At 57.2% G+C, this 24411-nt stretch carries 19 protein-coding genes and 2 pseudogenes; 12 read left to right on the forward strand and 9 right to left on the reverse strand.

Going from position 1 to position 24411, the window contains the following annotated elements; all coding sequences use genetic code 11:
• Positions 1-254 precede the first annotated feature (254 nt).
• Together AB4P91_RS16190 and AB4P91_RS16195 are read left to right on the forward strand one after the other, a co-directional pair.
• Positions 255-518 (forward strand): DUF2790 domain-containing protein, encoded by a 264-nt coding sequence (locus AB4P91_RS16190; protein WP_150592270.1) that lies wholly within the window; start codon positions 255-257, stop codon positions 516-518.
• A gap of 73 nt (positions 519-591) precedes the next feature.
• On the forward strand, positions 592-1806 hold the full coding sequence (locus AB4P91_RS16195) for a cytochrome c biogenesis protein DipZ (protein ID WP_395603186.1): 1215 nt from the start codon (positions 592-594) through the stop codon (positions 1804-1806).
• Between the two features lie 17 nt (positions 1807-1823).
• Here AB4P91_RS16195 and AB4P91_RS16200 read toward each other — a convergent pair whose 3' ends face one another.
• Positions 1824-2285 (reverse strand): GNAT family N-acetyltransferase, encoded by a 462-nt coding sequence (locus AB4P91_RS16200; protein ID WP_150597220.1) that lies wholly within the window; start codon positions 2283-2285, stop codon positions 1824-1826.
• 229 nt (positions 2286-2514) lie between these two features.
• Between AB4P91_RS16200 and AB4P91_RS16205 the strand changes: the two genes are divergently transcribed.
• Entirely contained in the window at positions 2515-3327 is an 813-nt protein-coding gene (locus AB4P91_RS16205; protein ID WP_395603187.1) for a class I SAM-dependent methyltransferase, read from the forward strand.
• Between the two features lie 150 nt (positions 3328-3477).
• Here AB4P91_RS16205 and pcsA read toward each other — a convergent pair whose 3' ends face one another.
• Positions 3478-4200: a phosphatidylcholine synthase gene (gene pcsA, locus AB4P91_RS16210; protein ID WP_042559811.1), complete on the reverse strand. Its 723-nt coding sequence runs from the start codon at positions 4198-4200 to the stop codon at positions 3478-3480.
• 259 nt (positions 4201-4459) lie between these two features.
• Between pcsA and AB4P91_RS16215 the strand changes: the two genes are divergently transcribed.
• The 4 genes from AB4P91_RS16215 (at position 4460) to ligD (ending at position 10351) form a co-directional block, all read left to right on the forward strand.
• Positions 4460-5206 carry a tellurite resistance TerB family protein gene (locus AB4P91_RS16215; protein WP_395603188.1) on the forward strand — a complete coding sequence of 249 codons (747 nt, stop codon included), beginning with the start codon at positions 4460-4462 and terminating at the stop codon, positions 5204-5206.
• 185 nt (positions 5207-5391) lie between these two features.
• Positions 5392-6768, forward strand: a complete 1377-nt coding sequence (locus tag AB4P91_RS16220) for an iron-containing redox enzyme family protein (protein WP_395603189.1) — start codon at positions 5392-5394, stop codon at positions 6766-6768.
• A gap of 11 nt (positions 6769-6779) precedes the next feature.
• Positions 6780-7733, forward strand: coding sequence for a methyltransferase (locus tag AB4P91_RS16225; RefSeq protein WP_395603190.1), 954 nt, complete (start codon positions 6780-6782; stop codon positions 7731-7733).
• 17 nt (positions 7734-7750) lie between these two features.
• A complete protein-coding gene (gene ligD, locus AB4P91_RS16230; protein ID WP_395603191.1) occupies positions 7751-10351 on the forward strand; it encodes a DNA ligase D in 2601 nt (866 codons plus the stop codon).
• Here ligD and AB4P91_RS16235 read toward each other — a convergent pair whose 3' ends face one another.
• The 3 genes from AB4P91_RS16235 to sodC all read right to left on the reverse strand — a co-directional run bounded on the left by AB4P91_RS16235 (position 10352) and on the right by sodC (position 11811).
• Entirely contained in the window at positions 10352-10753 is a 402-nt protein-coding gene (locus AB4P91_RS16235) for a hypothetical protein (RefSeq protein ID WP_191623976.1), read from the reverse strand. It abuts the gene before it with no gap.
• 80 nt (positions 10754-10833) lie between these two features.
• Positions 10834-11148, reverse strand: coding sequence for a DUF2388 domain-containing protein (locus AB4P91_RS16240; RefSeq protein WP_150592261.1), 315 nt, complete (start codon positions 11146-11148; stop codon positions 10834-10836).
• Positions 11149-11289: 141 nt separating this feature from the next.
• Entirely contained in the window at positions 11290-11811 is a 522-nt protein-coding gene (gene sodC / locus AB4P91_RS16245) for a superoxide dismutase family protein (RefSeq protein WP_150592260.1), read from the reverse strand.
• Positions 11812-12075: 264 nt separating this feature from the next.
• Here sodC and AB4P91_RS16250 point away from each other — a divergent pair.
• Together AB4P91_RS16250 and AB4P91_RS16255 are read left to right on the forward strand one after the other, a co-directional pair.
• A pseudogene (locus AB4P91_RS16250) lies at positions 12076-12762 on the forward strand (MCP four helix bundle domain-containing protein); the annotation flags it as partial.
• Positions 12763-13074: 312 nt separating this feature from the next.
• A pseudogene (locus AB4P91_RS16255) lies at positions 13075-13668 on the forward strand (methyl-accepting chemotaxis protein); the annotation flags it as partial.
• Between the two features lie 269 nt (positions 13669-13937).
• Here AB4P91_RS16255 and AB4P91_RS16260 read toward each other — a convergent pair.
• The gene (locus AB4P91_RS16260; protein WP_150592258.1) at positions 13938-14369 is read right to left on the reverse strand and encodes a nuclear transport factor 2 family protein; all 432 of its coding nucleotides are present in this window, start codon (positions 14367-14369) and stop codon (positions 13938-13940) included.
• A gap of 531 nt (positions 14370-14900) precedes the next feature.
• Here AB4P91_RS16260 and mqo point away from each other — a divergent pair.
• On the forward strand, positions 14901-16547 hold the full coding sequence (mqo, locus tag AB4P91_RS16265; protein ID WP_150592257.1) for a malate dehydrogenase (quinone): 1647 nt from the start codon (positions 14901-14903) through the stop codon (positions 16545-16547).
• 79 nt (positions 16548-16626) lie between these two features.
• On the opposite strand, the gene AB4P91_RS16270 is transcribed toward mqo, so the two are convergent.
• Both AB4P91_RS16270 and AB4P91_RS16275 read right to left on the reverse strand, forming a co-directional pair.
• Positions 16627-17055, reverse strand: coding sequence for a nuclear transport factor 2 family protein (locus AB4P91_RS16270; protein ID WP_150592256.1), 429 nt, complete (start codon positions 17053-17055; stop codon positions 16627-16629).
• A gap of 143 nt (positions 17056-17198) precedes the next feature.
• A complete protein-coding gene (locus AB4P91_RS16275; RefSeq protein ID WP_395603192.1) occupies positions 17199-17420 on the reverse strand; it encodes a hypothetical protein in 222 nt (73 codons plus the stop codon).
• 73 nt (positions 17421-17493) lie between these two features.
• On the opposite strand from AB4P91_RS16275, the gene AB4P91_RS16280 reads away from it, so the two are divergent.
• A complete protein-coding gene (locus AB4P91_RS16280) occupies positions 17494-17940 on the forward strand; it encodes an NUDIX hydrolase (RefSeq protein ID WP_150597211.1) in 447 nt (148 codons plus the stop codon).
• A gap of 9 nt (positions 17941-17949) precedes the next feature.
• On the opposite strand, the gene AB4P91_RS16285 is transcribed toward AB4P91_RS16280, so the two are convergent.
• Positions 17950-18132, reverse strand: coding sequence for a hypothetical protein (locus AB4P91_RS16285; protein ID WP_042559650.1), 183 nt, complete (start codon positions 18130-18132; stop codon positions 17950-17952).
• A gap of 340 nt (positions 18133-18472) precedes the next feature.
• Between AB4P91_RS16285 and AB4P91_RS16290 the strand changes: the two genes are divergently transcribed.
• Positions 18473-24325, forward strand: a complete 5853-nt coding sequence (locus AB4P91_RS16290; RefSeq protein ID WP_395603193.1) for a DUF3320 domain-containing protein — start codon at positions 18473-18475, stop codon at positions 24323-24325.
• The last annotated feature ends 86 nt before the right edge of the window (positions 24326-24411 follow it).

The following is a 24411-nucleotide window of genomic DNA, read 5'->3' on the forward strand; positions in this document are numbered from 1 at the left end:
CGAGCCTTCGAGTGCTCGCCTGCCTGCCTTTGTATTGCAGTGTATCTGGCGTTACAAGCGATACACGCAGACGTAAAAAAGCGATTTTTTCAGGGTTTTGTATCGCTGTGTATCCCCGGGCGGCACAGATACACAGCGAGGGTTAGCCGCCATTTTCCGACACATGCGCGATACCTCGGGAGCCTCAAATAGGCACCATCGAGGCACTCCATAGCGCCTCGGCTCAAACCCTTCGCAGCCTTGAGGAACACGCCATGAAAAACTCGTCCGTTATCGCCGCCTGCCTGTTTGCCGCCCTGAACATCTGCACCCTGTCGGCCCGCGCCGAAGCCGAAGTCACCGCGCAAACTTACAACTACGGCACCCACCTGGATATCCAGAAAGTCATTTCGCTGACTCAGGACGACTCGGTGAGCTGTGGGATTGTCGATGCGCGCATGACTTATCTGGATTCGGCCGGCAAAACCCGCGTACTCGATTACAGCAAATTCGCTGACGGTTGCAACGACGGCAACTGAATCTCACTTGTTTACAGGCAGAACCTTATGAACAACGTCTCTCGGTTCCCTACCGCCAATCCAAGGTGATTTTATGTACTTGATCGCATTCCTCGGCGGTTTGTTGACCGTGCTCAGCCCCTGCATCTTGCCGGTGGTGCCGTTCCTGTTTGCCAACGCCGACCGTAAACGTTCCTCGATCCTGCTGACCCTCGGCGGCATGACCCTGACCTTCGCGCTGATCTCCAGCCTCGCCGTGGTCAGCAGTGAGTGGGTGATTCAGGCCAGCAACACCGGCCGCCACATCGCCTTGATCGTCATGGCGCTGTTTGCGTTGTCGCTGATCTCGGCGCGCGTGGGTGACTGGCTGGCGCGACCGTTTGTGTTGCTCGGCAACCGCCTCGACCCGGACGCCAGCAAGAAGACCGGGCCCATGGGGTCGGTGATGATCGGCGTGGCCACCGGGTTGCTCTGGGCGCCCTGCGCCGGGCCGATCCTCGGCGTGATCCTCACTGGCGCCATGCTGCAAGGCGCCAACGCCCAGACCAGCTTGTTGCTGCTGGCCTACGGCGTGGGGAGTGCGCTGTCGCTGGGGACGTTGATCTTCGCCGGCCGTGGCGTGGTCAATCGCTTGAAACCGTCGATTCCGTTCACCGGGTGGTTTCGTCGCGGCGCCGGTGTTGCAGTGCTTGCTGGCGTGGCAGTGATTTCCACCGGCGCCGATAAAACCTTGCTGGCCGGCACGTCGTCCGAAGGCGTCACCAGCGTGGAGAGGCACGTGCTGGAGAACGTGCCGCCGAAAGTGGTCGACTTTCTTGTCAGCAAAGTTCGCGCAGATTCGATGATGGACGAGAGCAAAGGCGCGATGCCGTCGCTGTCCGGTGCCGTGCAATGGCTCAATTCACCACAGCTGAGTGCCGAATCCCTGCGTGGCAAAGTCGTGCTGGTGGATTTCTGGACCTACGACTGCATCAACTGCCAGCGCACCCTGCCGTACGTCAAAGACTGGGCGAAGAAGTACGAGAAGGATGGCCTGGTGGTGATTGGCGTACACACCCCGGAATACGGGTACGAGCGGATCATCGACAACGTCCGGGACCAAGTGCGGAAACTCGGCATCACCTACCCGGTGGCCATCGACAACAACTATGCGATCTGGCGCGCCTTCGACAATCAGTACTGGCCGGCGCACTACCTGATCGACGCCAAGGGGCAGATGCGTTACAGCCACTTCGGCGAAGGTCGCTACGAAGCGCAGGAGCAGATGATCAAGCAGTTGCTCGAAGAGGCCAAGGCCCCGGCTGCCTGATCAAACAACTCGATGGCTCAGAGGTCACGCACCATGAGCCATTGATCGTTGTCCCAGGCGTGAAAGCGTTCCACTACTGCCCAGCCGCGTTTGGCGTAGTAGTCCTGTTTGTTCTGCGTGTGCAGATACAGGCGGGGGAGGCCGCGGATTTTTGCTTCCCGACAAACCCCGTCGATCAACTGCTGTGCCAGACCCTGCCCGCGAACCTGCGGGTCGACGAACACGCAGGCCAGCCATGGGCCGAGATCCGGCCGTTGTTCGAGATCATCGCGGGCCAGCGCCGCACCACCGACCAAGCGGTCGCCGTCCAGTGCGATCAGGCAGGACCAGTCGCCATTGCTTTGGCCCTCGGCAAATTCACGCTGCCATTGAGCCAAAGGTTGATGGGCGTATTCGTATTGAAATTGCTGGTGGATCCACGCGGCATAGGTGTCGCTGTGCTGCATGTGGCTGGCGAGCCATTCGAATTGCACGGGCATGACTGAAGTCCGTTCAGAGGGCGAGCGGGCATCAGAAACCAATCGCCGGATTCTGGCAATGCCGTGAGTGTTGCGCCCGCTTGACAGATCTCCACCACTTATCGGCAAAGCGGCGGTTTTATGGGATTGCCGGACGATCGGCGGAGACGCCAAACAGGCTCGGCGCGATAGTGGACACGCCGTCTCACTAAACGGCGCTGCCGACTAACAGCAAACGGAGCTCGCATTCATGAGTACCCCGATTGATCTCACTGCCTTGAAGGAACGTCAGAAAGTCGCCTGGGCCAGTGGCGACTACGCCGTGATCGGCACCACACTGCAAATTGTCGGCGAAAACCTCGCCGAAGCCTGCGACCTGCGCTGCGATGAAGAGGTGCTGGATGTGGCCGCTGGCAACGGCAATGCGACCCTGGCAGCGGCGCGGCGCGGTTGTCTGGTCACCTCGACCGATTACGTCGCGGCGCTGCTGGAGCGCGGCCAGGATCGCGCCCGCGCTGAGCATCTGGACGTGACTTTTCAAGTCGCCGATGCCGAAGCCTTGCCGTTCGCCGATGGCAGTTTTGCGGCGGTGCTGTCGACATTCGGGGTGATGTTTGCCCCCGATCAGGACAAGGCCGCTGCCGAATTGGCGCGGGTCTGCCGGCGTGGCGGGCGGATCGGTCTGGCCAACTGGACGCCGGAAGGGTTTGTCGGGCAGATGTTCAAGACCCTCGGCCGGCATCTGCCACCGCCGGCTGGCGCACAGCCGCCGTCGAACTGGGGCACGGAGGCGTGGCTGCACAAACATTTCGATGATCACGATTTTGTCGTGCAGGTCACGCGGCGCGAGTTCAATTTCCGTTATCGCTCGGCGGCGCATTTCATCGACATTTTTCGGCACTGGTACGGGCCGGTGCACAAGGCTTTCGCCGCGCTGCCACCGGAAAGCGGTCAGGCGCTGGAAAGTGACCTGGCGGATTTGCTCAACCGGTCGAACCGCGCGGGGGCGGACTCGCTGGTGGTGCCGAGTGAGTATCTGGAGGTGGTGATCAACAAGCGCTGAGCGGAATGCAATCTTGTAAATCCTGGAGATCAAATGTGGGAGCGAGCTTGCTCGCGAATACGGTGTGTCAATCAAAAATACAGTGACTGACACACCGCTTTCGCGAGCAAGCTCGCTCCCACAGGGAGGATTTTCTGAGCCGGCAGAGGACTACTTCACCTGCGACCGATCAAACCACTCCAGCGCCGTACGCCAGATGCAGATCCCCAGAAAGTAAGCCGACATCAGCAACCACAAACCCATCACCAATGGGTTGATCACCGGATGGTTGAGCACCAGCGACAGGCTGCACAACAGCCAGATCGCCGTCACGGCAATGTTGATCGGCATGAACCGACGCACGCGAAACGGATGCAGGAACTTCATCCTTGTCACGGTCAGCAGCGCCAGGCCGATGACGGTCAGAAAGGTGATCCATGGCCCAGGCCCGATGATGTAGAGGCACAATGCGACCACGTTCCACGCAGCAGGGAAGCCGACGAAGTAGTTGTCCTTGCTCTTCATGTTGACGTTGCAGAAGCAGAACAGTGACGACACCAGAATCAGCGACACCGTCAGCAACAGCGTGTAATCCGGCAGCGGAATGTAGCGATAGATGAACAGTGCCGGGATGAACACGTAGGTCAGGTAATCGATCACCAGATCAAGGACCGAGCCGTCGAAGCTCGGCAACACCGACTGCACATTGACCTTGCGCGCCAGTGCGCCGTCAAGGCCATCGACGATCAGCGCCACCCCCAGCCACATCAGGCAGTGGGTGGGTTGGTTTTCCAGCAGGGCGAGGGTCGCCAGAAATGCAGTGACCACGCCGGTCGCGGTAAAACCATGGGCGCCCCAGGCTTTGAGCCTGGCTATGTGGACGGTGGATATCACGGGGGCGTTCTCCAGAAATTAATGCCAGCCGGGTATTACCCTTGGACAGCAAGGGCGCCAGCAAACCGGTTCGGGTTGCAGCTATCGACCGGTCGGGCCGGGATAAGGTTCACCTACCCTGAATCTTAGCTGTCCATCGAAAAAATACGCGAGCGAAATAATTCAGCGGCTACGGCATCGGCCAAACGGTGCTGGCGCAACGCCCGCAGCGGTCTATCGTTGCCAGACGCAGTAAATCTCAATGCTTGAGGATGACGTCATGAACACCAGCGATTTGCTTGAACAACTGCTTCGGGGCCAGGGCTCGGCGGGTCAGCAAAGTGGTGCGGCGACCGGTGGCGGTTTGGGCGGCCTCGGTGGATTGCTGGGGGGCTTGCTCGGTGGCGCGGATTCTACAGGCACACGTGGTGGCGCTGCGGCTGGCGGGCTTGGTGGGCTGGGAGGCTTGCTCGGCGGGCTGCTCGGCGGCGGTGGGCTGGGCGGCGCACTGGGTGGCGGCACGCAAAGCCGGTCCGGCGGCACTCATTATGCGGCGCTGGCATCACTGGGGATGATGGCCTGGCAGGCGTATCAAGCCTGGCAACGCAACCAGTCCAGCACAGCGGCGCAGCAAACGCCGCAGACGGCCAATCTGCTCGCCGGCCCGGCCATCGAAGAGCACAGCCACGCGGTGTTGCGTGCCTTGATTGCAGCGGCGAAGGCGGACGGGCGCATCGACGAAACGGAAAAACATCTGATCAGCAGCGAAATCGGCAAACACACCGATGATCCGCAACTACAGCAATGGCTGGACGCCGAAGTCGCCAAACCACTCAGTGCCGCCGAAGTCGCACAAGCCGCAAACGACGACCCGGCTGTGGCCGCCGAAATGTACCTGGCCAGCATCCTGCTGGTGGACGACCAGCAAGATGCCGAACGCACTTACCTGGACGAGCTGGCGGCGGCGTTGGGGATTGATCCTGAGTTGCAGGTGCATCTGGAGCAACAGGCCAACGGCACGGCATAACATCAAGAGATCGTCCGATCGCGGCCCGAGCCTTCGGCAGTTCCTACAGGGGGAGTGTGGCCAGCGATGGGGGAACACCGTCCGTCAGGGCTTTTTTGAGGTCGATTGAATTTTTGGCACGCAGAGCCCCTCTGCTGCTGTAGAGGCGCGAAACAGCGCCGTACCAATCGACCGAGAATATTGCCATGACTGTCCTGACACGTTTGCAATCTGTGCCGGCCCAAGCACAAGCGATCACTCCCGCCGGCAACCTGCGTGGCATTTACGAAACGCTGCTGCGCGAGGAGAACTCGCGAGGCCTCGCGCAAACGTTCTTGAGCGAACAACTGCAACGCGCCTCCGCGTTGCCCGAGGAACTCCCGCACGATCCATCGACCTGGCACGACTGGGTCGCCGAGCACTGCGCCGATGTTGCTCGCCAATACGCCGATTACCTGCAACAACGCAAGGCGGGTGGGCCGCGGCAATTCTTTACCAGCAAGGCTCATGCGCTGTACTTTCTGCAAGCGGTTGCACCTACCAAACTGGTGGATGGCGCGTGGCTCTATGGCTTGTTGCAGCATTGGCGCGATCCACGCTTTAGCGGCTTGTTGTGCACCTACCTGGAAGAACTGGGCGATGGTAATCCGGCGCAGAACCATGTGGTGATCTACCGCAAGCTGCTGGCCGAGCACGACCTCGATCATGCCGGTGCCCTGGAAGACGGCCGCTATCTGCAAGGCGCGCTGCAACTCGCGCTCGGTGCCTGCGGCGATGATTTCCTGCCTGAGGTGATCGGCTATAACCTTGGCTACGAACAGCTGCCGCTGCATTTGCTGATCAGCAGTTACGAGCTCAGCGAGCTGGGCATTGATCCGTACTACTTCACCCTCCACGTGACCATCGACAACGCCAGCACCGGCCATGCGCAAAAAGCCGTGCAGGCCGTTCTGGATCTGTTGCCGCTTGAGGCGGATCGCGCCGACTTTATGCGTCGGGTATCGCTGGGTTATCGGCTCAATGATCTCGGGCAGGGCAGCCGCGCAATCATCGAAGGGTTTGACCTTGAGCGCGAATTGCTGGCGATGCTGGAGCGCAAGTGCCCATTCGCTCAGCACATGCACTCGGACTATTGCCGCTTTGAAGGGAAAACCGTCAACCAGTGGCTGGCCGAGCCCGAGCATCTGCAAGGCTTCCTGCAAGCCTTGCAGAACAAAGGCTGGATCAAACGCCACGAAGACCCGCAGGCCAGTCGCTTTTGGCAGTTGATCGACGGCGATGGTGCGGCCATGTTTGGTGTGTTCAGCGCCTACGAAAAACAACTGGTGCATGACTGGATTGCCGGCGACTGGAAACCCGCGAACAAACCCACCCCGTTACGTCGGCACCCCCCCGCCAACGCTCCTATCGAGGTGCCCGAGCAGGACCCCGATGTGCAGCAGCTCAACGACACGCTGCAAGGGCAGGATGGCCACGCCCAAATGGCGACGCTCATCCCATGGCTCGCGCCGGCCCGGCATGCGCACCCGGCCGGCTTGCTCGCCACTCGCCGCTTCATCGATCTCAAATCCCGTTTGCCTTAAGGAAATCGTCAATGACTCAGGAAGATCAACTGTCCACCCATGATCTCGCGCTGCTGCAATTGGGCCGGCGCTTGCAAGCGGACGGCTACCGTTTCACCACCCCGACGCCGCTGACTCATCAGCGGGTCAACCAGCGAGATGAAGGCCAGTTCGCCGACTCTCTGCGCGATGTCTTTGGCTGGTCACGGCCCTTTGAACCGGGTTTGTTGTCCGCCGATGAACAGCAGCAACTGCTGGAAGCTCAAGTCATCGATACGTACGAAGGGCACCTGAAGAGTCGGGTGCGCTGGTCGAGCCTGGACGATATGTTGTTTGTGCATTCGGCGTTTCCCACGGATGCCGCCGACTCGGTGTTTTTCGGCCCGGACACCTACCGTTTCGCGCAGTTGATTCACGCGCATTTGCAGCAGAACTTCGCGCCGATCCACCGCGCAGTCGACATCGGCTGTGGCGCCGGCGTCGGCGCGATCCTGATCGCCCGTGCCCGCCGCGAAGCGCAAGTGCTGGCGCTGGATATCAATCCCGCCGCGCTGCGCCTGACCACGATCAATGCGGCACTGGCGGAAGTGGCCAACGTCGAAGCGTGTCACAGCGACATTTTGCAAGGCGTCGACGGCGATTTCGATTTGATCGTCGCCAACCCGCCGTACATGGCTGATCCCGCCGCACGCGCCTACCGGCATGGCGGCGGCACACTGGGCGCCGGGCTGTCGCTGCGTATCGTCGAGCAGGCACTCAACCGGCTGACACCGGGCGGTTCCCTGGTGCTGTACACCGGCGTGGCGATGGTCGATGGTCGCGACCCGTTTCTTGACACCGTATTGCCGCGACTCGATGAATCGCGCTTTGGCTGGACGTACCGCGAGCTCGACCCGGATGTGTTCGGTGAAGAACTGATGAACCCCGGTTATCAACGAGTCGACCGGATTGCCGTGGTCGCCTTGACCGTGACCCGTATTGGCTGAAACAAGGCAGGTGCGCCATGAGCAGGAACCTCGACGACTACAACAGCATGCGCGATTTCTCGGCAACCTCTGAACCGGCGGCGGTCAAGCGCTCGGGCAAGAAAACGGCCGGTGATCACGCCTTGCAGTTCTGCATCCAGAAGCACGACGCCTCGCACCTGCATTACGATTTTCGCCTCGAACTTGATGGCGCGCTGAAGAGCTGGGCGGTGCCGAAGGGACCTTCGCTCGACCCCAAGGTCAAGCGGCTGGCGGTGCATGTCGAAGATCACCCGCTGGATTATGCGACGTTCGAAGGCAGTATTCCTGAAGGGCATTACGGCGCCGGGGATGTGATTGTCTGGGATCGCGGCGTATGGATTCCGCTGGAAGATCCGCACAAGGCCTACGCCAAGGGCAAGCTCAAATTTGAACTGCAAGGCGAGAAACTCGCCGGCGTCTGGAATCTGGTGCGCACGCACATGCCGGGCAAAAAGGAAAACTGGTTTCTGATCAAACATCAGGACGGCGCCGCCCGCCCGCAGGACGACTACGACGTGCTGGTGGCCGAGCCGGACAGCGTGCTCAGCGAGCGGACGTTGGTCGACAAACCGAAGCTTGCGGCCAAGCAAGTCAAACCGCTGGAGAAGGCTGCGCCCAAGTCGCGTAAAAAGGCTACGGGGACGTTGACCGGCGCACACAAAGCGAAGATTCCCGCGCAGCTCAAACCAGAGTTGGCGACCTTGGTCGACAGCGCCCCGGCAGGCGAGTGGAGTTACGAAATTAAGTTTGACGGCTACCGGATCATGGCGCGGATCGATCATGACCAGGTGCAGTTGTTCACGCGCAATGGTCACGACTGGACGCACAAGTTACCGAAACAGGCCGAGGCGCTTGCCGCGCTGGGACTGGAATCGGCCTGGCTCGACGGCGAAATGGTGGTTGCCAACGAGCAGGGCGTACCGGATTTTCAGGCGCTGCAAAATGCTTTCGATTCCGGCAAAAGCACCAACATCCTCTATTACCTTTTCGACTTGCCCTATCTCAACGGCGTCGACCTGCGTGAAGTCGCCGTCGAAGAGCGCCGCGCGGCACTGTCCACGGTTCTCGGCGCCCATGAGCAGCCCTTGTTGCGGTTCTCTGAAGCCTTTGACGAGACCCCGGATGCGCTGCTCAACAGCGCCTGTCAGATGCAGATGGAAGGCCTGATCGGCAAACGCCTCGGCTCGCCCTACGTGTCCCGGCGTAGCGGTGACTGGATCAAGCTCAAGTGCAAACATCGCCAGGAATTCGTCATCGTCGGCTACACCGATCCCAAAGGTGCGCGCAGTGCCTTTGGCGCATTGCTGCTGGGGCTGCATGACCGCGATAGCGGTGAATTGCGCTATGCCGGCAAGGTCGGCACCGGTTTCAATGAAATGACGCTGAAAAGCATTCTCGCCCAACTCAAACCGTTGCAGGTCAAGACCGCCGCGGTGGTCAATCCACCCAGCGGTTTCGAGGCAAAGGGTGTGCACTGGCTCAAGCCGAAGTTGCTGGCAGAAGTCGCGTTTGCGGAAATGACCAAGGATGGCTCGGTGCGCCACGCGGTGTTTCATGGTTTGCGCGATGACAAACCGGCGAAGGACATCACTGAGGAGCGCGCCAAGCCCGTGAAGAAGTCAGAGAGCAAAACCACCGCGAAGAAACCGGCGAAAAAAGCCGTTGCGAGTAAACCTGCACCGGCCGAAACCGCGCCCTCACAACTCGGCCTGGCCAATGGCAAGGTGCGCATCACCCACCCCGATCGAGTGATCGACGCCGTCAGTGGCACCACTAAAATGCAGTTGGCCGAGTATTACGCCAGCGTCGCCGAATGGATTTTGCCGCAACTCAAGGATCGTCCGGTCGCCTTGGTCCGCGCGCCGGATGGCATCGCCGGTGAACTGTTCTTTCAGAAAAATGCCGAGCGCCTGGCGATACCCGGCATCACCACGCTGGACAAGGATGTCACCGGCCAACCGGTGATGCTGATCAATAACGCCGAAGCGCTGATTGGCGCGGTGCAGATGAGCACGGTCGAACTGCACACCTGGAACGCCACCACGGTTGATCTGGAAAAGCCCGACCGCTTCGTTCTCGACCTTGACCCGGACCCGGCGCTGCCGTGGAAATGCATGGTTGAAGCCACTGCGCTGACCCTCACGGTGCTGGATGAACTGGGGCTCAAGGCGTTCCTCAAGACCAGCGGCGGCAAGGGCATTCATCTGGTGGTGCCGCTGACGCGCAAACTGGATTGGGACGAGGTCAAGGATTTCAGCCACGCGATCGTCAGTCATATGGCCAAGCTGTTGCCGGATCGTTTTTCGGCGGTGTCCGGGCCAAAAAATCGCGTTGGGAAGATCTTTATCGATTACCTGCGTAATGGCCTCGGGGCCACGACCATTTGCACTTATGCGGCACGCACTCGCGAAGGCCTGCCGGTATCGGTGCCGCTGTTTCGGGAGGAAGTGGCCGAGATCAAGGGCGGTAATCAGTGGAATATTCACAACGTCCATGAGCGGCTGGCGGAGGTCGGCGACAAGCCTTGGGCGGACATGAAGAAAACCCGTCAGACCATCACTGCCGAGATGCGCAAACGGGTGGGCATGAAGAAGTGATCAGGTACCGCGCAGCAAGTCGTGGGCGTTGAGCAGTTCGAAGGCGATCTGCGGGTTATTGCTGAGCCCCCGGCGAATGGCTGCCGGTATTGACTTGCGCGTCTTGCGGCACAGCCCCGGCATTTTCTCTATCTGAATGTCGATGCCCAGCATGGTGCGGACTTCGTGAAAACCGGGCGATATGTCGACACGAATCCCCAGCTGCTCATACAGGCGGTTTTGCAGATGCCGGAGATCGGCGAGGTCTTTGAGTTTTTCCAGGCGTGCGAGCAAGATTTTTTCTTGCTCGCGGGTCAACAGCAGGATGCGCAAATCCGCACCTGACATTTCCACCAACAGGTCGCGCCCGCAATCGCAGGCGCCGGGTGGGCAGGGTGAGCGCAGTGGCGCGGGAGTCGTCATGGCCTCCATCATAGAGGCCGTCGGACAATTTTGCCTATGCGCCTTCAGCTGCCGTCCATCGGCGGCTTCGTCCGTGACAGCTACTGATTCAACCCTTCGTAATGCACCAGAATCGCGTTGGCCAGGTCTTCATCGCTGGCATTGATGCCGGGATTGTCCTGACGAACCTGTTGCAGCACCGATTCAAGATAAACCCCACGAATGGCCCCGCCACTGGCGACAAATGCAGACAAGTCGTCACGAGCCGGAATCACCATTTTGTGATCCTTGAAGGTCGAATACAGCGACGCGGAGACACCTGCTGAGGTCGCGACATCTCCGGCATCCACTCTGGCCAGAGCAGTGCCCACGGGCAGGCATAAGAGTAAAGAAGAAACGAGCACTAACTTGCGCATGACGGTATTCCTCCACAAGCGCGAAGCAAAAGGGAAGTCCTACATAGTGTGAGAGGGGCGCGAAGGGCGGGAGTTCCCTGAGGGTGCGCGTGACAGACACGGGTGACACCGTTGCGAGTCACCCGGCCTGATGGCGGGCTGTCAGATGACGCCGCACGCCATGCGATCGCCGCCACCACCCAAAGGCTTGGGCATGTCGGCATGGTTATCGCCGCCGGCGTGGACCATCAGCGCGTGGCCTTTGATCTCGGAGATTTTCTTCAGGCGCGGCGCCAGCACCGGATAGTTGGCGATACCGTCAGCGGTCACGTAAACCGCCGGCAGGTCGCCCAGATGACCGTCTGCATAGGGGCCGAGGTGTTTGCCGGTTTTCTGTGGATCGAAGTGGCCACCAGCCGCCAGTGCAGCACCTTTGACGCCGTCCTTCATGCCGGCCTCACAGCTGCCGTTTTCATGCACATGAAAGCCATGAACGCCAGCTGGCAAGGATTTCAGATCCGGTGTGAACAGCAGGCCATAAGGCGTCTCGCTGATCGTCACGGCACCGATTGCCTGGGGTGCACCGTCAGCGCTAACCAGATTGATGGTGACTTTTTCCGTTGCCGCCTGAGCGGTACCGATGGCCAAGGTGCCGAGCAAACCCAACCAGACTGCGCGTTTCATAAGCGTTTCCTTTTGCTACACGGTTTTCAGAAGACCGAATCAAGACCTTTGCGCATTAACGGGCGATGAACGCTGGATTCGGCTACGTTGCAAAATGAGACTCGTCGCACATCGCGAAAGTTTTGCCGGGGTTGCCTCTCCACGCAGACAACTGCTGACACGTTCTGGCGTAGCAGAACGGCGCAAACAGGCTTAACTGAAGGACTAACGGGCGTTTTCAGCGCACCCAGAGAGGATTCCACTGTGTCGATCAAACTGCGTTTAGTGTTGCTGATTGTTACCAGTCTACTGACGGCATTGATCGTCAGTCTGGTCAGCTACGTTGGCAACCTGCGGATGGCCACGGCCGTCAGCGACAACGCGGTCAGCATGAGCGCGCTGCGCAATCATATGGAAGCCGACATGATGCACGACGCCCTGCGTGCCGATGTCTACTCTGCGATGTTGGTGGGCCTGGACAAAAGCACCAGTACGGCGGCCGAGGTACGCGCTTCGATTGATGAACACGCGGGGCATTTTCGCGCAGTACTTGAAGAGAACATCAAGCTGCCGATCAACCCGGCATTGCGCACGGTGCTGGAGCAGATCAAGCCCAGCCTCGACACATATATCGACGCCGGTGAGCGCATTGTCGGGCTGGCGCTGGATAATCCAGAGGCGGCGCAACAGGAGCTTGCCCAGTTCAACGCCGCGTTCACTCGGCTCGAAGAGCAAATGGGCGCTTTGAGTGAATTGATTGAAACCAATACGGCGCAAACCAGCCAAGGCACTGAAGCGGCGATTCGCAATGCCAACATCGCACTCGGCGTTGTGTTGGTCGCCAGTTTGCTTTTGCTGCTGGCGCAGGGCCGCTCGGTGATCCTGAGCATCATGGGGCCGTTGAAGTCCGCCAGTCGTATTGCCGAAAGCATCGCTCACGGCAACCTCAGCGAGCCGATCATCGAGCCTTCAGGCAAGGACGAGGCCAGCGTCTTGATTCGCACGTTGGCCACCATGCAGCGCGACCTGCGCAACATGATCGATGTGGTGCGGCGCAATGCCCAAGGCGTCAGCGGCATGAGCGAACAACTGAGCCACGGCTGCCATCAGGTTGCCGACAGCAGCCAGCAGCAAAGCGCCGCTGCCGGAACCATGGCCGCCGCCGCGAGCCAGATGACCGCGAGTATCGAGGACATTACCCGTCACGCCGAACGCGCCTTGGGCATGGCCAATCAGGCGCAGTCCCTGGCGAAGAATGGTGGCCAGGTGATCCATCAAGTGGTGAGCGACATGGACGATATCGCTCGTTCGGCGCAACAGTCCGCGCAGGTGATTCGTACGCTGGATCAGGAGTCCGAAGGTATTTTCAACATCATCCAGGTGATCAAGGGCATTGCCGACCAGACCAACCTGCTGGCGCTCAATGCCGCCATCGAGGCGGCCCGGGCGGGCGAGCAGGGCAGGGGCTTTGCGGTGGTGGCTGACGAAGTGCGCAGTCTGGCCGCGCGAACCAGTGCATCGACCCAGGAAATCGCCGCCATGGTTGCACGCATCCAGCACAGCACGCGCGAGGCCGTCAGCAGCATGGAGGCGGGCGTGGCGCAGGTCGACAAGGGCATGGCGGTGACAGCTGACGTCGAGCGGGCGATTCGCGAAATCCTTGAGGCGACGTTGAGCACCACGCAACTGGTCAACGACATCACCCGCACGATCGGAGAGCAGAGCCTGGCCAGTAACGAAATCGCCCATCAGGTGGAAATGATTGCGGGGATGTCCGAGGGCAACAGTCGAGTGATTGGTCAAACAGCGAATACCACGGACGAGTTGTCGAGCCTGGCGGGGCAGTTGGCGCAGTCAGTGGATCGGTTTCGGTTGTGAGGGTTGCCCGTTGATTTGTGGAGTCTGGTCGGCCGTCATCGCGATCAGGCTCATCCCACGTTTTTAAGCGGGGTGTACGCATCCCTGTGGGAGCTGGCTTGCCAGCGATAGCGGTGGATCAGTCGACATCGATGCTGGATGAGCCGACCTCATCGCTGGCAAGCCAGCTCCCACAGGTTGTGTGCGTCATACCACCGAACCCTGTGGGAGCGAGCTTGCTCGCGAAGAGGCCAGTTCAGCAAACATCAGTTTCAGCAGACGTTACGACATCAGAACTTGAACGCCTGCCGCCCCACCAGCAACCACTTGCCATCCTGCTTCTGCCAGATCTGGAAGTTCTCGATCTCGGTTGGTATCACTTCAGTGCCCTTCAATGCCTGAGCGGAGAAGTGGTGGCGCACCAGCGCGGTGTCGCCTGACAGGGTGATGGTCTGGTTCTGCATCTCCAGGGTTTTGAATGCGCTCTTGCCGGTTTCGATATCGGCGATGAACGCTTTCTTGTCCTGGATCTTGCCGCTGGAGTGGCCGTAGGTCAGGTTGGGCGCGGTGAGGGCATTCAGTTCGGCAATGTCCTTGTGCAGCATCGCCTGGGTCAGATGATCGACCGCTTGGGCAACATCCTTCTCGGCCGGGGCAGCGGCGGCCATGGCGAAGCCACTGAAGGCGCAAAGAAATCCGATCAGGAGGCGGGACTGGGTCATGAGTGCTGTTCCTTGTTGTTATGGGGTTGATGACCGATGAGCCGATGGTGTTCATCAGTCATCGTACAACGTAGCAGGTTCTTAAATGATTACCCAGCGGCTCAATCAACATCATCACGGCTAACGACACTTGCGTACAGGTAGCTTTCAGCCAGGCACCGTCAAGGGTCATGTTCGGCGCCCGGCTGCCGATAAGTCCCAGAACGGAAAAAGACTCTCAGGTCGGGAACAGACGCGCGGGTTTGCCATGACGTGATATTCTGCGCGCCAACTTGGTTTGACCTCATTCAGTTTGCTTGCCTTACGGGCGGGCCGACGGAATCCCTGTCGCTCAAGTAGCTGAGCCAATAATGATAAGAAGTCAGTTCAGAAGGGACATTAACTGAGGTCGATGCGGCATGTCGGCCTTGTGTGCCCACCCGTCAAAATTGAAGTGTGCCGGAATCTGCGACGCCAGCCTGAGCGTCATCAAAGCGGATCGCATGCAGATAACAGCGGCGGGCGGAAGGCGTTTTATCATAGGTGCAACAGATGTTTAAGAAAGTGAACACGGCCTTGCTAGGGCTGGCTTTGTCGATGGGGCTGACCTCCGTGCATGCGGCAGAGGCCAATAAAGTCGACGTACTGCTGATCGGCGGCGGCATCATGAGCACCACCCTGGGTGTGTGGATCAATGAGCTGGAACCGACCTGGTCGATGGAAATGGTCGAGCGCCTTGACGGCGTCGCCCTGGAAAGCTCCAACGGCTGGAACAACGCCGGTACCGGTCACTCGGCCCTGGCCGAGCTGAACTACACCCCGGAAGACGACAAAGGTAACGTCACGATCCCGAAAGCCGTCGAGATCAACGAAGCGTTCCAGGTTTCCCGTCAGTTCTGGGCCTGGCAGGTTCAGCAAGGCGTTCTGAAGAACCCTCGCTCATTCATCAACACCACTCCGCACATGAGCTTTGTGTGGGGCGATGACAACATCAAGTTCCTGAAAAAGCGTTACGAAGCCCTGCAAGCGAGCCCGCTGTTCGCCGGCATGCAGTACTCCGAAGACCCGGCTGTGATCAAGAAGTGGGTCCCGCTGATGATGGAAGGGCGTGACCCGAACCAGAAAATCGCGGCCACCTGGAGCCCGCTGGGTACCGACATGAACTTCGGCGAAATCACCCGCCAGTTCGCCGGTTACCTGCAGACCAAGCCTAATTTCGACTTGAAACTGTCCAGCGAAGTGCAGGACATCACCAAGAACGAAGACGGCACCTGGCGCGTCAGCTACAAAAACCTGAAAGACGGCACCAAAACCGAAACCGACGCCAAGTTCGTGTTCATCGGCGCGGGCGGCGGTGCACTGCACCTGCTGCAGAAGTCGGGCATTCCAGAAGCCAAGGAATACGCAGGCTTCCCGGTTGGCGGCTCGTTCCTGGTGACCGACAACGCGACCATCGCCGAGCAGCACCTGGCCAAGGCCTACGGTAAAGCCTCGGTGGGCGCACCGCCGATGTCCGTTCCGCACCTGGACACCCGTGTCCTGGACGGCAAGCGCGTCATTCTGTTTGGCCCATTCGCGACCTTCAGCACCAAGTTCCTTAAGGAAGGCTCGTACCTGGACCTGCTGACCAGCACCACCACCCACAACATCTGGCCTATGACCAAGGTCGGCATCAAGGAATACCCGCTGGTCGAGTACCTTGCCGGTCAACTGATGCTGTCGGATGAAGACCGTCTGGACGCGCTGAAGGAATACTTCCCGAACGCCAAAGCCGAAGACTGGCGCCTGTGGCAGGCCGGCCAACGCGTGCAAATCATCAAGCGTGATGAAGCGGCTGGCGGCGTGCTGAAACTGGGCACCGAAATCGTTGCTTCGCAAGACGGCTCGATCGCCGGCCTGCTGGGCGCATCGCCAGGCGCGTCGACCGCTGCACCGATCATGCTGAGCGTGCTGCAGAAAGTCTTCAAAGACAAAGTCGCGACCCCAGAGTGGCAATCCAAGCTGCACCAGATCGTTCCAAGCTACGGCACTCAGCTGAACAGCGATCCAGCCAAAGTGGCTGCAGAGTGGGCTTACACCGCTAAAATCCTCGAACTGCCGACGCCTCCAGTGATTGGTCAGGTTGCAGCTCCGGCGGCACCTGCAGCTGAAAAAGCTGAAGCACCCAAGGAAAACGCTGCACGTGACATGGCTCTGTAACTAGACCCCTGACACACAAAGCCCACTGAACCGGCGACGGTCAGTGGGCTTTTTTGTGCCTTGCCGATTGTGGTTGATATCAGGCTTTGGCGGCAGCCAGGTAGGCACCAAGCCGTCGGCCCATTTCTTCGCCCAGCGCTTGCAGGCCGCTAAGGGGTCGCACCATTACCTCAAACTCGACAATCTTGCCGCGCTCATCAAAGCGAATCATGTCTATGCCCTTGAGTTCCTTCGCGCCCACCTTGGCACTGAACTCCAGAATCACATTCAAACCGTCAGCCGTCGCCAGTTCGCGGTGATATTCAAAATCCTCGAAGACCTCAAACACCGTGTTGAGAATCATCGCCACGACCTGCGCGCCAGGGTAAGGCGTGTGCGCCATCGGCGAGCGAAACACGGCGTTGGCATCAAGCAGCGCGGGCAGGGCGCTCAAGTCGGCGGTACGGATCATCTCGTGCCAGCGGCTCAGGGATTCGGCGGCACCGGGTTGCAGGTTCAGATCAGTCATTTGCACCTCTGGATTTTTGTTGTTCTTGGACTCTAGATCAAAGCCTCGGCAGGGCAAGCTTGTTGTCGCGGCCTGAATGTCACCTTATGACAACCGTATGGGGCTCCTACAGATCAGATCCCATCTGATACGCTTTTTTCGTTTCAATCTGCCCCTGTATTCGGTTCAGATGCAGGATCAAACTGCCCCCGCGGTTCGGTCACTCGCGACAGTCCTTCATCCCGAAGCGTCCAGTGCACCGCAAGCTCAGCATTGAGGAGAGCAACATGAACAAGATGGCGTATTTTCTGGGTGGATTTTTGGTACTGACCGTTCTGATTGGCATGCTCGCGACGATTTCTCCTGTCTGAAGTGATGTGCTTCATATGACGGCCACAGGTGTGCCGCGCGAATCGTGTTTAAATGCCGCGCCTCACACCTGTAAATGGATTTACCCCCATGGCCGAACCGCGTATCCGCGCCCTCGCACTCTGCGTTTTTCAGCACAACGGCAGAATTCTGGTTAACGAGTTTCGTGACCCAGTCAGTCAGCAAACCTGCTTTCGGCCCATCGGCGGCGGGATCGATTTCGGCGAGACCAGCGCCGAAGCGATCGTGCGCGAAGTGCAGGAAGAGTTGGGCCAGTCGATAACGGACCTGCGCCTGCTCGGCACGCTCGAAAGCCTGTTCATCTATAACGGCAAATCGGGACACGAGATCGTTCAGGTCTACGACGCGTCGTTTACCGACCCAAGCGTGTACAGGCATGCGCAGATCAAAGGTCACGAAAGTGACGGCGCGCCCTTTACCGTGCGCTGGCATGACAGCTCAAGCTTCAGCGAGCAGGCGCCATTGGTGCCGAAGGGATTGGGCGATTTGCTAAAGAGCGCCGGATTACTGGATTGACCTAAGCCCTCAGCGCTGGCGACGTTCGGTGCCTTCAGGGTTGCCAGTGTCGAGCAATCTTCTTTCCACCAATACGTTCTCCAGCGCCTGACGCTCGACGGGCTTCATTTGGTGTTCGCGCTTTTTCAGCTCCAGCAGGATGGGACTGGACCAGGTGCGATAGGTCTGTTCGATGTTGCGGCGGGACATCATCAGTCTCTCCTTGATTAAGAGCCCGGTGTGGCTGGCAGGGGCTCTGTCCGATGAGACATTGACCTTAGACGACAAACCGGAAAGCCGCTAATACCCTGGGTTCCGTGGGAGCTGGCTCGCTTCAGGTGGACTCTCCAAATAGTTGCGACTAAGCGCTAAATGAACAGATTTCCTGTTTGCTAGTGTGGTAGGCCTACAGACACGACTTTAGGAGCGGACTTGTCTGTACCTAATAAGCGAAAAAGCAGTTTCAAAATCTATCCATGTCGGTGAGTATGGCCCCTGTTTTTGTAAGCATTCCGAAGTCGTTTCGTCGAATTTTCAATGGAGAAAATGGTTCATGACCATCAAGATCGAGGGAGTGATTGCCAGCAAGGTTGGCTTTGCTTCTCACCAGAATGCTGTCCCGGTCCTCCGAGAACTGACCGTACACAACGATGGTGAAGCTGATTACAGCGATCTTGAGCTAGAGCTTGTCGCAGATCCTCCTTTCCTTGAGGGAAAAATTTGGCGTCTGGATAGATTAAATAAAGACTCGACGCTCCATATTTCAGAACGCAACTTGAAGCTGAATGCCGCTTTTCTCGCCGATCTGACGGAAAGTCTCAGCGCGACCCTTGTCCTGCGCCTTCGTTGCAACGATGAAGTCCTCAATAGTCAAATCTTCCCGGTTGAGCTTTTGGCAAGAAATGAGTGGGGGGGCGTTAACTCCATGCCAGAGTTGCTGCCTGCGTTTGCAATGCCAAATGACCCTGCGGTAGATCGGATACTCAAATCTGCTTCTGATGTTCTGCGTCGAGCTGGCAAAGCGGATGGAATCAACGGTTACGAAAGTAAGTCCAGAACCAGAACTTGGGAGCTCACTTCCGCAATATGGTCTGCAGTCTGCGGGCTTAAATTGAGCTATGCGCTACCGCCGGCAAGCTTTGAGGCTTTCGGCCAGAAAGTCAGAACTCCCAGCCTCATATTGGAAGGCGGTGTTGCAACTTGTTTGGACACGGCATTGCTTTTTGCTGCGGCGTTGGAGCAAGCCGGACTAAACGCACTTCTGTTGCTGACGAAAGGTCATGCGTTTGCAGGTGTTTGGTTACAGCCTCAGGAGTTTTCTCAACTGATTACAGATGAGGCTTCTGCAGTACGAAAGCGCATCGACCTGAAAGAGGTCCTCGTATTTGAAACCACTCTGGCAACGCAATTTCCTGCGCCAGGTTTCAGTCAGGCTATTAGTACAGCTGAAAGGCAGGTCAACGATGATGATTTCATTATGGCCATTGATATGCATCGAGCACGCATGCAGCGCATTCGTCCTTTGGCAACGTCAATTTCAACGCCGAAATCAGATGTGATTCAAGAGTCGGAGGTGCCACTCGATGCGTTGGAGCTCGCGCCACAATTACCGGGCTTTGACGTAGAGATACTTACCGAGTCAGAAACACCTGCCGGTAAGCTAACTTTGTGGCAACGCAAGCTTCTCGATCTGACGACTCGAAATCGACTACTACATCTACCTGATAGTGCTAAAGGCATTCGCTTGATTTGTCCTGAGCCTGCTGAGCTAGAAGATCAGCTAGCCAGCGGCAAACGCATTAGGATCGTGTCGATACCGGATCTGGAGGCTGGAGGTAGAGATGCGGCACTTTATGAGCAACAAAATCGAGAGTCGCTCAGAGATGAATACGCTCGCAGTGCATTGTCTCGTGGTGAGGTATTGGCCACCCTTGAGAAAAGTAAGCTCGAAGTAGCGCTAATCGACCTGTACCGGAAAGCTCGAAGTGATCTTGATGAAGGTGGAGCAAATACTCTCTTTCTTGCGCTCGGGTTTTTAAAATGGAAAAAATCAGCAGATGATCCAAAAACCTATTCCGCTCCTTTAATTTTGCTACCGGTAAAGCTGGATCGCAAAAGCGCATTGTCCGGTGTGACGATGACTTTGCTTGAGGATGAACCTCGCTTCAATTTGACTCTGCTCGAACTATTACGGCATGACTTTGAACTCGTAATTCCAGGGCTTGAAGGCGAACTTCCCTCCGATGAAAGTGGCATTGATGTCACTGGGATCTGGAATACAGTACGACGTGCCATCAGAGATGTGCCGGGTTTCGAGGTCACCACAGAACTCGTGTTGGGAACGTTCTCTTTCGCGAAATATTTGATGTGGCAGGATCTGGCTGCTCGCTCTGAACAGCTCTTGAAAAGCCCGATGGTCAAGCACTTGCTGGATAGAAGTGTCGGCGGTGAAGGCTTCGCTATGTCGGGAGATTTTCCGCAGCCACATGAGTTGGATAGAAAAGTCCGCCCGTCCGATCTGTTCACACCGTTGCCAGCGGACTCCTCCCAGTTGGCAGCAGTCGTTGCCTCAGCCAGTGGTTGTGATTTTGTCCTTGATGGGCCTCCCGGCACGGGTAAGTCTCAAACAATCGCCAACATGATCGCCCACAACCTCGCGTTGGGGCGCAGGGTTTTATTCGTCGCGGAAAAAATGGCAGCTCTGGATGTTGTATATCGTCGGCTTGAAGAAAAGGGGCTAGGCGAATTCTGTCTTGAACTGCACTCCAGTAAAACCTCCAAGGTGGAGGTACTGAAGCAACTGGAGCGTGCTTGGGATGTTCGCGATGCGTTGACCGCTGAAGATTGGGCTTTAGAGACGGAAAAACTGCACAAGCTGCGAAACCGATTGAATGAAGTCGTGGAAACGTTGCATCGTCGGCAACCTAATGGATTAACGGTACATCAGGCTATAGGTCGTGTCGTACGAGATGGACACGCTGTGTTACCGCGTCTTGACTGGCCACACGGAACATCTCACGACGCGCAGGACTACGCGCGGTTGCGAGATCTTGCCAGGCGTCTTGACCTGAATAGTCAGGCTGCCCGCGATCTGTCAGCTGAATTCTCGCTTATCGCTCCGACAGAATGGTCAAACGGCTGGCAAGATTCGATCGCTGCTGTATCCAGGGAGCTGCCGGGAGTAATCGAACGGCTGAAGATTGCCTGTAACAACTTGTTGAGAGCCACCGATCTTCCTCTAGCAGTTACGAGCGGGGAGGACATTGAGCGTTTTTGCCAGTTTGTTGCACTGTTGGTAGATACGCACGGTATCGATCTCTCTTTTGCATTCACGTTGAATGCAAGTGCCAAGATTGTTGCAGCAAAGAAAGCTGTTCAGATCCTCACAAGTTACGAAGAGCTTGAGCAGTCTCTGTCGGTGCGTTACGCATCAGAGGCCTGTCGTACCATCAACCTCGAACAACTCAAAAACGACTGGGATATTGGCAAGACCAAATTTTGGTTTCTCGCTACTTTGGCCAAGAAAAAGGTGGGTAAAAACCTCGCGAGTCAGGGCGGAGCGGCGGGACTTCCAAACGTTGAACTGGATCTCGCCAGACTCTTCGAAATGCGCGACTTGCTCATTTCGCTGGACAGCTTAGCTGCAGATATAAATGCTGTGCCTGGATGGAGCGGGGTATCTAGTGATCGATCCGCGATGGCGGTAGCTTGGGAGCTCGCGGAGCGCTTGCGGACGTTGATCAGCTCGAACGCAGAGTCCCCTGAAGATCTTATTGCACTGCGGGGGGCCACACAAAAGCTGGTCGTTGAAGCCAATGAGCTACTAGGCGGGGGTGGTTTTATCGCCGCAGCGCTTCATCAGTTAAAAGATGCATTGGTTGAGTTCAGTCATACCAGTAAACGCTTCAATGAACTGAGTAACCGCACTATAGAGGGAAAACTAACAATTGAGTCATTGCTCGATGCGTCTTGTGCGATCTCTCGACAAGAGTCGAAGCTGAAAGCCTGGTGCGATTGGTGTCGGGTACGTCAAGAGGCGATAGCCGCGGGGCTTCAACCATTAAGTGATGCATTGGCAGTTAAAGGTTTGCCAGAGGGCGGGACTGTAGATACGTTCGAAACATCTTATGCGCGTTGGTTTGCAAGGGTGATGATCGACGCGGAACCGCTGCTGCGTAATTTCGTGCCAGCAGAGCACGCCAGCGATATTGAGGCGTTTGTACGTCTGGATGAGGAACTTTCCAAGCTAACAGTTCGATATATTCGAGCGAAGCTGTGTGGGTTGATTCCGTCGAAAAACGAAATCGGCAAGCAAGGCGGTTTCGGCATTTTGAAGCATGAGCTGCAAAAGTCTCGTCGTCACAAACCCGTGCGACAACTTGCGGTTGAGATGGGGGACGCCATGTCAAAACTCGCTCCTTGCATGCTGATGAGCCCTCTTTCTATTGCACAGTATCTTCCAACGGATCTCGCACTTTTCGACTTGGTGATATTCGATGAGGCTTCGCAAATTGCTCCGTGGGATGCCATAGGTTCAATCGCCAGAGGTAAGCAGGTAGTCATCGCGGGCGATCCGCGTCAGATGCCACCAACCAACTTTTTCAATCGCGCCGCGTCTGCCGCAGAGGATGACACTGCGGAGGATATGGAGAGCATTTTGGATGAGTGTCTGGGAGCAGGTATCCCAAGCCATAGCCTCAGTTGGCACTACCGGAGTCGCCATGAGAGCTTGATCGCATTCTCAAACCACCGTTACTACGACAGCAATCTCATCACCTTTCCTGCAGCTGAAACTCGTGCAAGCGCCGTGGAGTGGCGACGAGTTGATGGCGTCTACGCAAAAGGCAGGGGCAGGCACAATCAGGTCGAGGCCGAGGCCATCGTTACCGAGACTGTGAAGCGTTTGATGGATCCTGCGTTTGTTTCGAGCGGTCATACCATTGGGATCATCACACTCAATAGCGACCAGCAAAGATTGATCAACGATCTGCTGGATAGGGCGCGGCAACAGTTTCCTCAAATCGAGCCATTCTTCCAGCATGATATTGCCGAACCCATCGTCGTAAAAAACCTGGAGACAGTCCAAGGCGATGAGCGCGATTTGATCATGCTTGGCATCGGGTATGGCCCAACCGAGCCAGGCGCGCAGGTTATGTCGATGAACTTCGGTCCATTGAACAAAGAAGGCGGATGGCGTCGTTTGAACGTTGCTATAACGCGTGCACGCAGGGAAATGATGGTTTTCTCATCGTTTGATTCTTCAATGATTGATTTGAATCGCACCAACGCTCGAGCTGTTCGCGATCTGAAGCACTTCATTGAATTTGCTCAGAGAGGGCCAAGAGCTCTTGCTGAGGCTGTGCAGGGTTCAGTGGGCGGTTATGACTCGCCTTTTGAGGAAGCTGTTGCTCAAGAACTGAGACGAAAAGGCTGGCAAGTAGTACCGCAAATAGGGGTATCTCGTTTCCGAATTGATCTAGGCATTGTCCATCCAGACAGACCTGGCGATTATCTGGTTGGTGTTGAATGTGACGGTGCGACCTATCACAGTGCGGCTACCGCCCGAGATCGCGACAAAGTTCGTAGCGCAATCCTTCAAGGGCTGGGGTGGAAGCTGATTCGGCTCTGGTCTACAGAGTGGTGGATTGATAAGTCTGGCGCGCTGGATCGGTTGCATGCATCTCTTGAAGCTCTTTTGGAAGAATCCCGTGCATCCGCTCTTGTTAGCAAAACTGTTGATCAGGAGTCATCAATACCTCATTTGTCATTAGTCCACAGCGCGCCATTGGAAAATGACGTAGAGAAAGAGGAAATCTCTGCTGCATCTGAGGGTGGAGCTACTGACGAGCTATCTCCCGAACTCAAGATCGCGAAGTCGTTTGCACTGCAAGTCTTACCAGCAATCAAAGATGAATATCGCGTCACCGACTTTACAAGCGTGGGTCATAGAATCAATGCAGAAGCGTTTTACACGCCTGAATATGATGCAGTTCTTGCTGAAATGATTTCACATGTGTTGTTGCAGGAGGCTCCTATCCTCGATTCAGTGTTAGTACAGCGTGTAGCCCGGGCACATGGCTTTCAACGTTCTGGGCGCCTCATTCGAGAGCGAGTTCTTGATCTGACAGCACAAAACCATCATTTGAAAAGTGATCAAGTGGATGGTCAATTTGTTTGGCATTCTGAAAATGATATTGCCGGTTGGAACAAATATCGGATACCGGCGACCTTGGATGACGGCAGATCGGTTGAGGAGATCGCCGCTGAAGAGCTACTGATCGTTGCCTCTTTGATCTCTGCTGGCGACATGCCTTTGGAAATCGCCAAAACTTTCGGTGTGAAGCGTTTGACCAGTGCCGCACGTGAAAGGATAGAGCTAGCAATTAAGTCGATGTCTGATTTGTGATTTTTTGAAGCGGTGCAACGAAAAGGAGAGCGTGGCGGTTGCCAGTTCTCCTTTTTTTGCTCGTTATTGCTCGGTTGACTGACAGT

It is taken from the genome of Pseudomonas sp. B21128 (assembly GCF_044218865.1).
Classification (GTDB): Bacteria; Pseudomonadota; Gammaproteobacteria; order Pseudomonadales; family Pseudomonadaceae; genus Aquipseudomonas; species Aquipseudomonas iridis.

Excerpts from the sequence above, each read along its gene's own strand:
- AB4P91_RS16275 (WP_395603192.1), bottom strand. The coding sequence starts at position 17,420 with ATGAAGCACATCACTTCAGACAGGAGAAATCGTCGCGAGCATGCCAAT.
- mqo (WP_150592257.1), top strand. The coding sequence starts at position 14,901 with ATGTTTAAGAAAGTGAACACGGCCTTGCTAGGGCTGGCTTTGTCGATG.
- AB4P91_RS16285 (WP_042559650.1), bottom strand. The coding sequence starts at position 18,132 with ATGATGTCCCGCCGCAACATCGAACAGACCTATCGCACCTGGTCCAGT.
- AB4P91_RS16225 (WP_395603190.1), top strand. The coding sequence starts at position 6,780 with ATGACTCAGGAAGATCAACTGTCCACCCATGATCTCGCGCTGCTGCAA.
- AB4P91_RS16280 (WP_150597211.1), top strand. The coding sequence starts at position 17,494 with ATGGCCGAACCGCGTATCCGCGCCCTCGCACTCTGCGTTTTTCAGCAC.
- AB4P91_RS16290 (WP_395603193.1), top strand. The coding sequence starts at position 18,473 with ATGACCATCAAGATCGAGGGAGTGATTGCCAGCAAGGTTGGCTTTGCT.
- AB4P91_RS16205 (WP_395603187.1), top strand. The coding sequence starts at position 2,515 with ATGAGTACCCCGATTGATCTCACTGCCTTGAAGGAACGTCAGAAAGTC.
- AB4P91_RS16195 (WP_395603186.1), top strand. The coding sequence starts at position 592 with ATGTACTTGATCGCATTCCTCGGCGGTTTGTTGACCGTGCTCAGCCCC.
- AB4P91_RS16235 (WP_191623976.1), bottom strand. The coding sequence starts at position 10,753 with ATGACGACTCCCGCGCCACTGCGCTCACCCTGCCCACCCGGCGCCTGC.
- sodC (WP_150592260.1), bottom strand. The coding sequence starts at position 11,811 with ATGAAACGCGCAGTCTGGTTGGGTTTGCTCGGCACCTTGGCCATCGGT.
- AB4P91_RS16220 (WP_395603189.1), top strand. The coding sequence starts at position 5,392 with ATGACTGTCCTGACACGTTTGCAATCTGTGCCGGCCCAAGCACAAGCG.
- ligD (WP_395603191.1), top strand. The coding sequence starts at position 7,751 with ATGAGCAGGAACCTCGACGACTACAACAGCATGCGCGATTTCTCGGCA.
- AB4P91_RS16240 (WP_150592261.1), bottom strand. The coding sequence starts at position 11,148 with ATGCGCAAGTTAGTGCTCGTTTCTTCTTTACTCTTATGCCTGCCCGTG.
- AB4P91_RS16190 (WP_150592270.1), top strand. The coding sequence starts at position 255 with ATGAAAAACTCGTCCGTTATCGCCGCCTGCCTGTTTGCCGCCCTGAAC.
- AB4P91_RS16215 (WP_395603188.1), top strand. The coding sequence starts at position 4,460 with ATGAACACCAGCGATTTGCTTGAACAACTGCTTCGGGGCCAGGGCTCG.
- AB4P91_RS16260 (WP_150592258.1), bottom strand. The coding sequence starts at position 14,369 with ATGACCCAGTCCCGCCTCCTGATCGGATTTCTTTGCGCCTTCAGTGGC.
- AB4P91_RS16200 (WP_150597220.1), bottom strand. The coding sequence starts at position 2,285 with ATGCCCGTGCAATTCGAATGGCTCGCCAGCCACATGCAGCACAGCGAC.
- AB4P91_RS16270 (WP_150592256.1), bottom strand. The coding sequence starts at position 17,055 with ATGACTGATCTGAACCTGCAACCCGGTGCCGCCGAATCCCTGAGCCGC.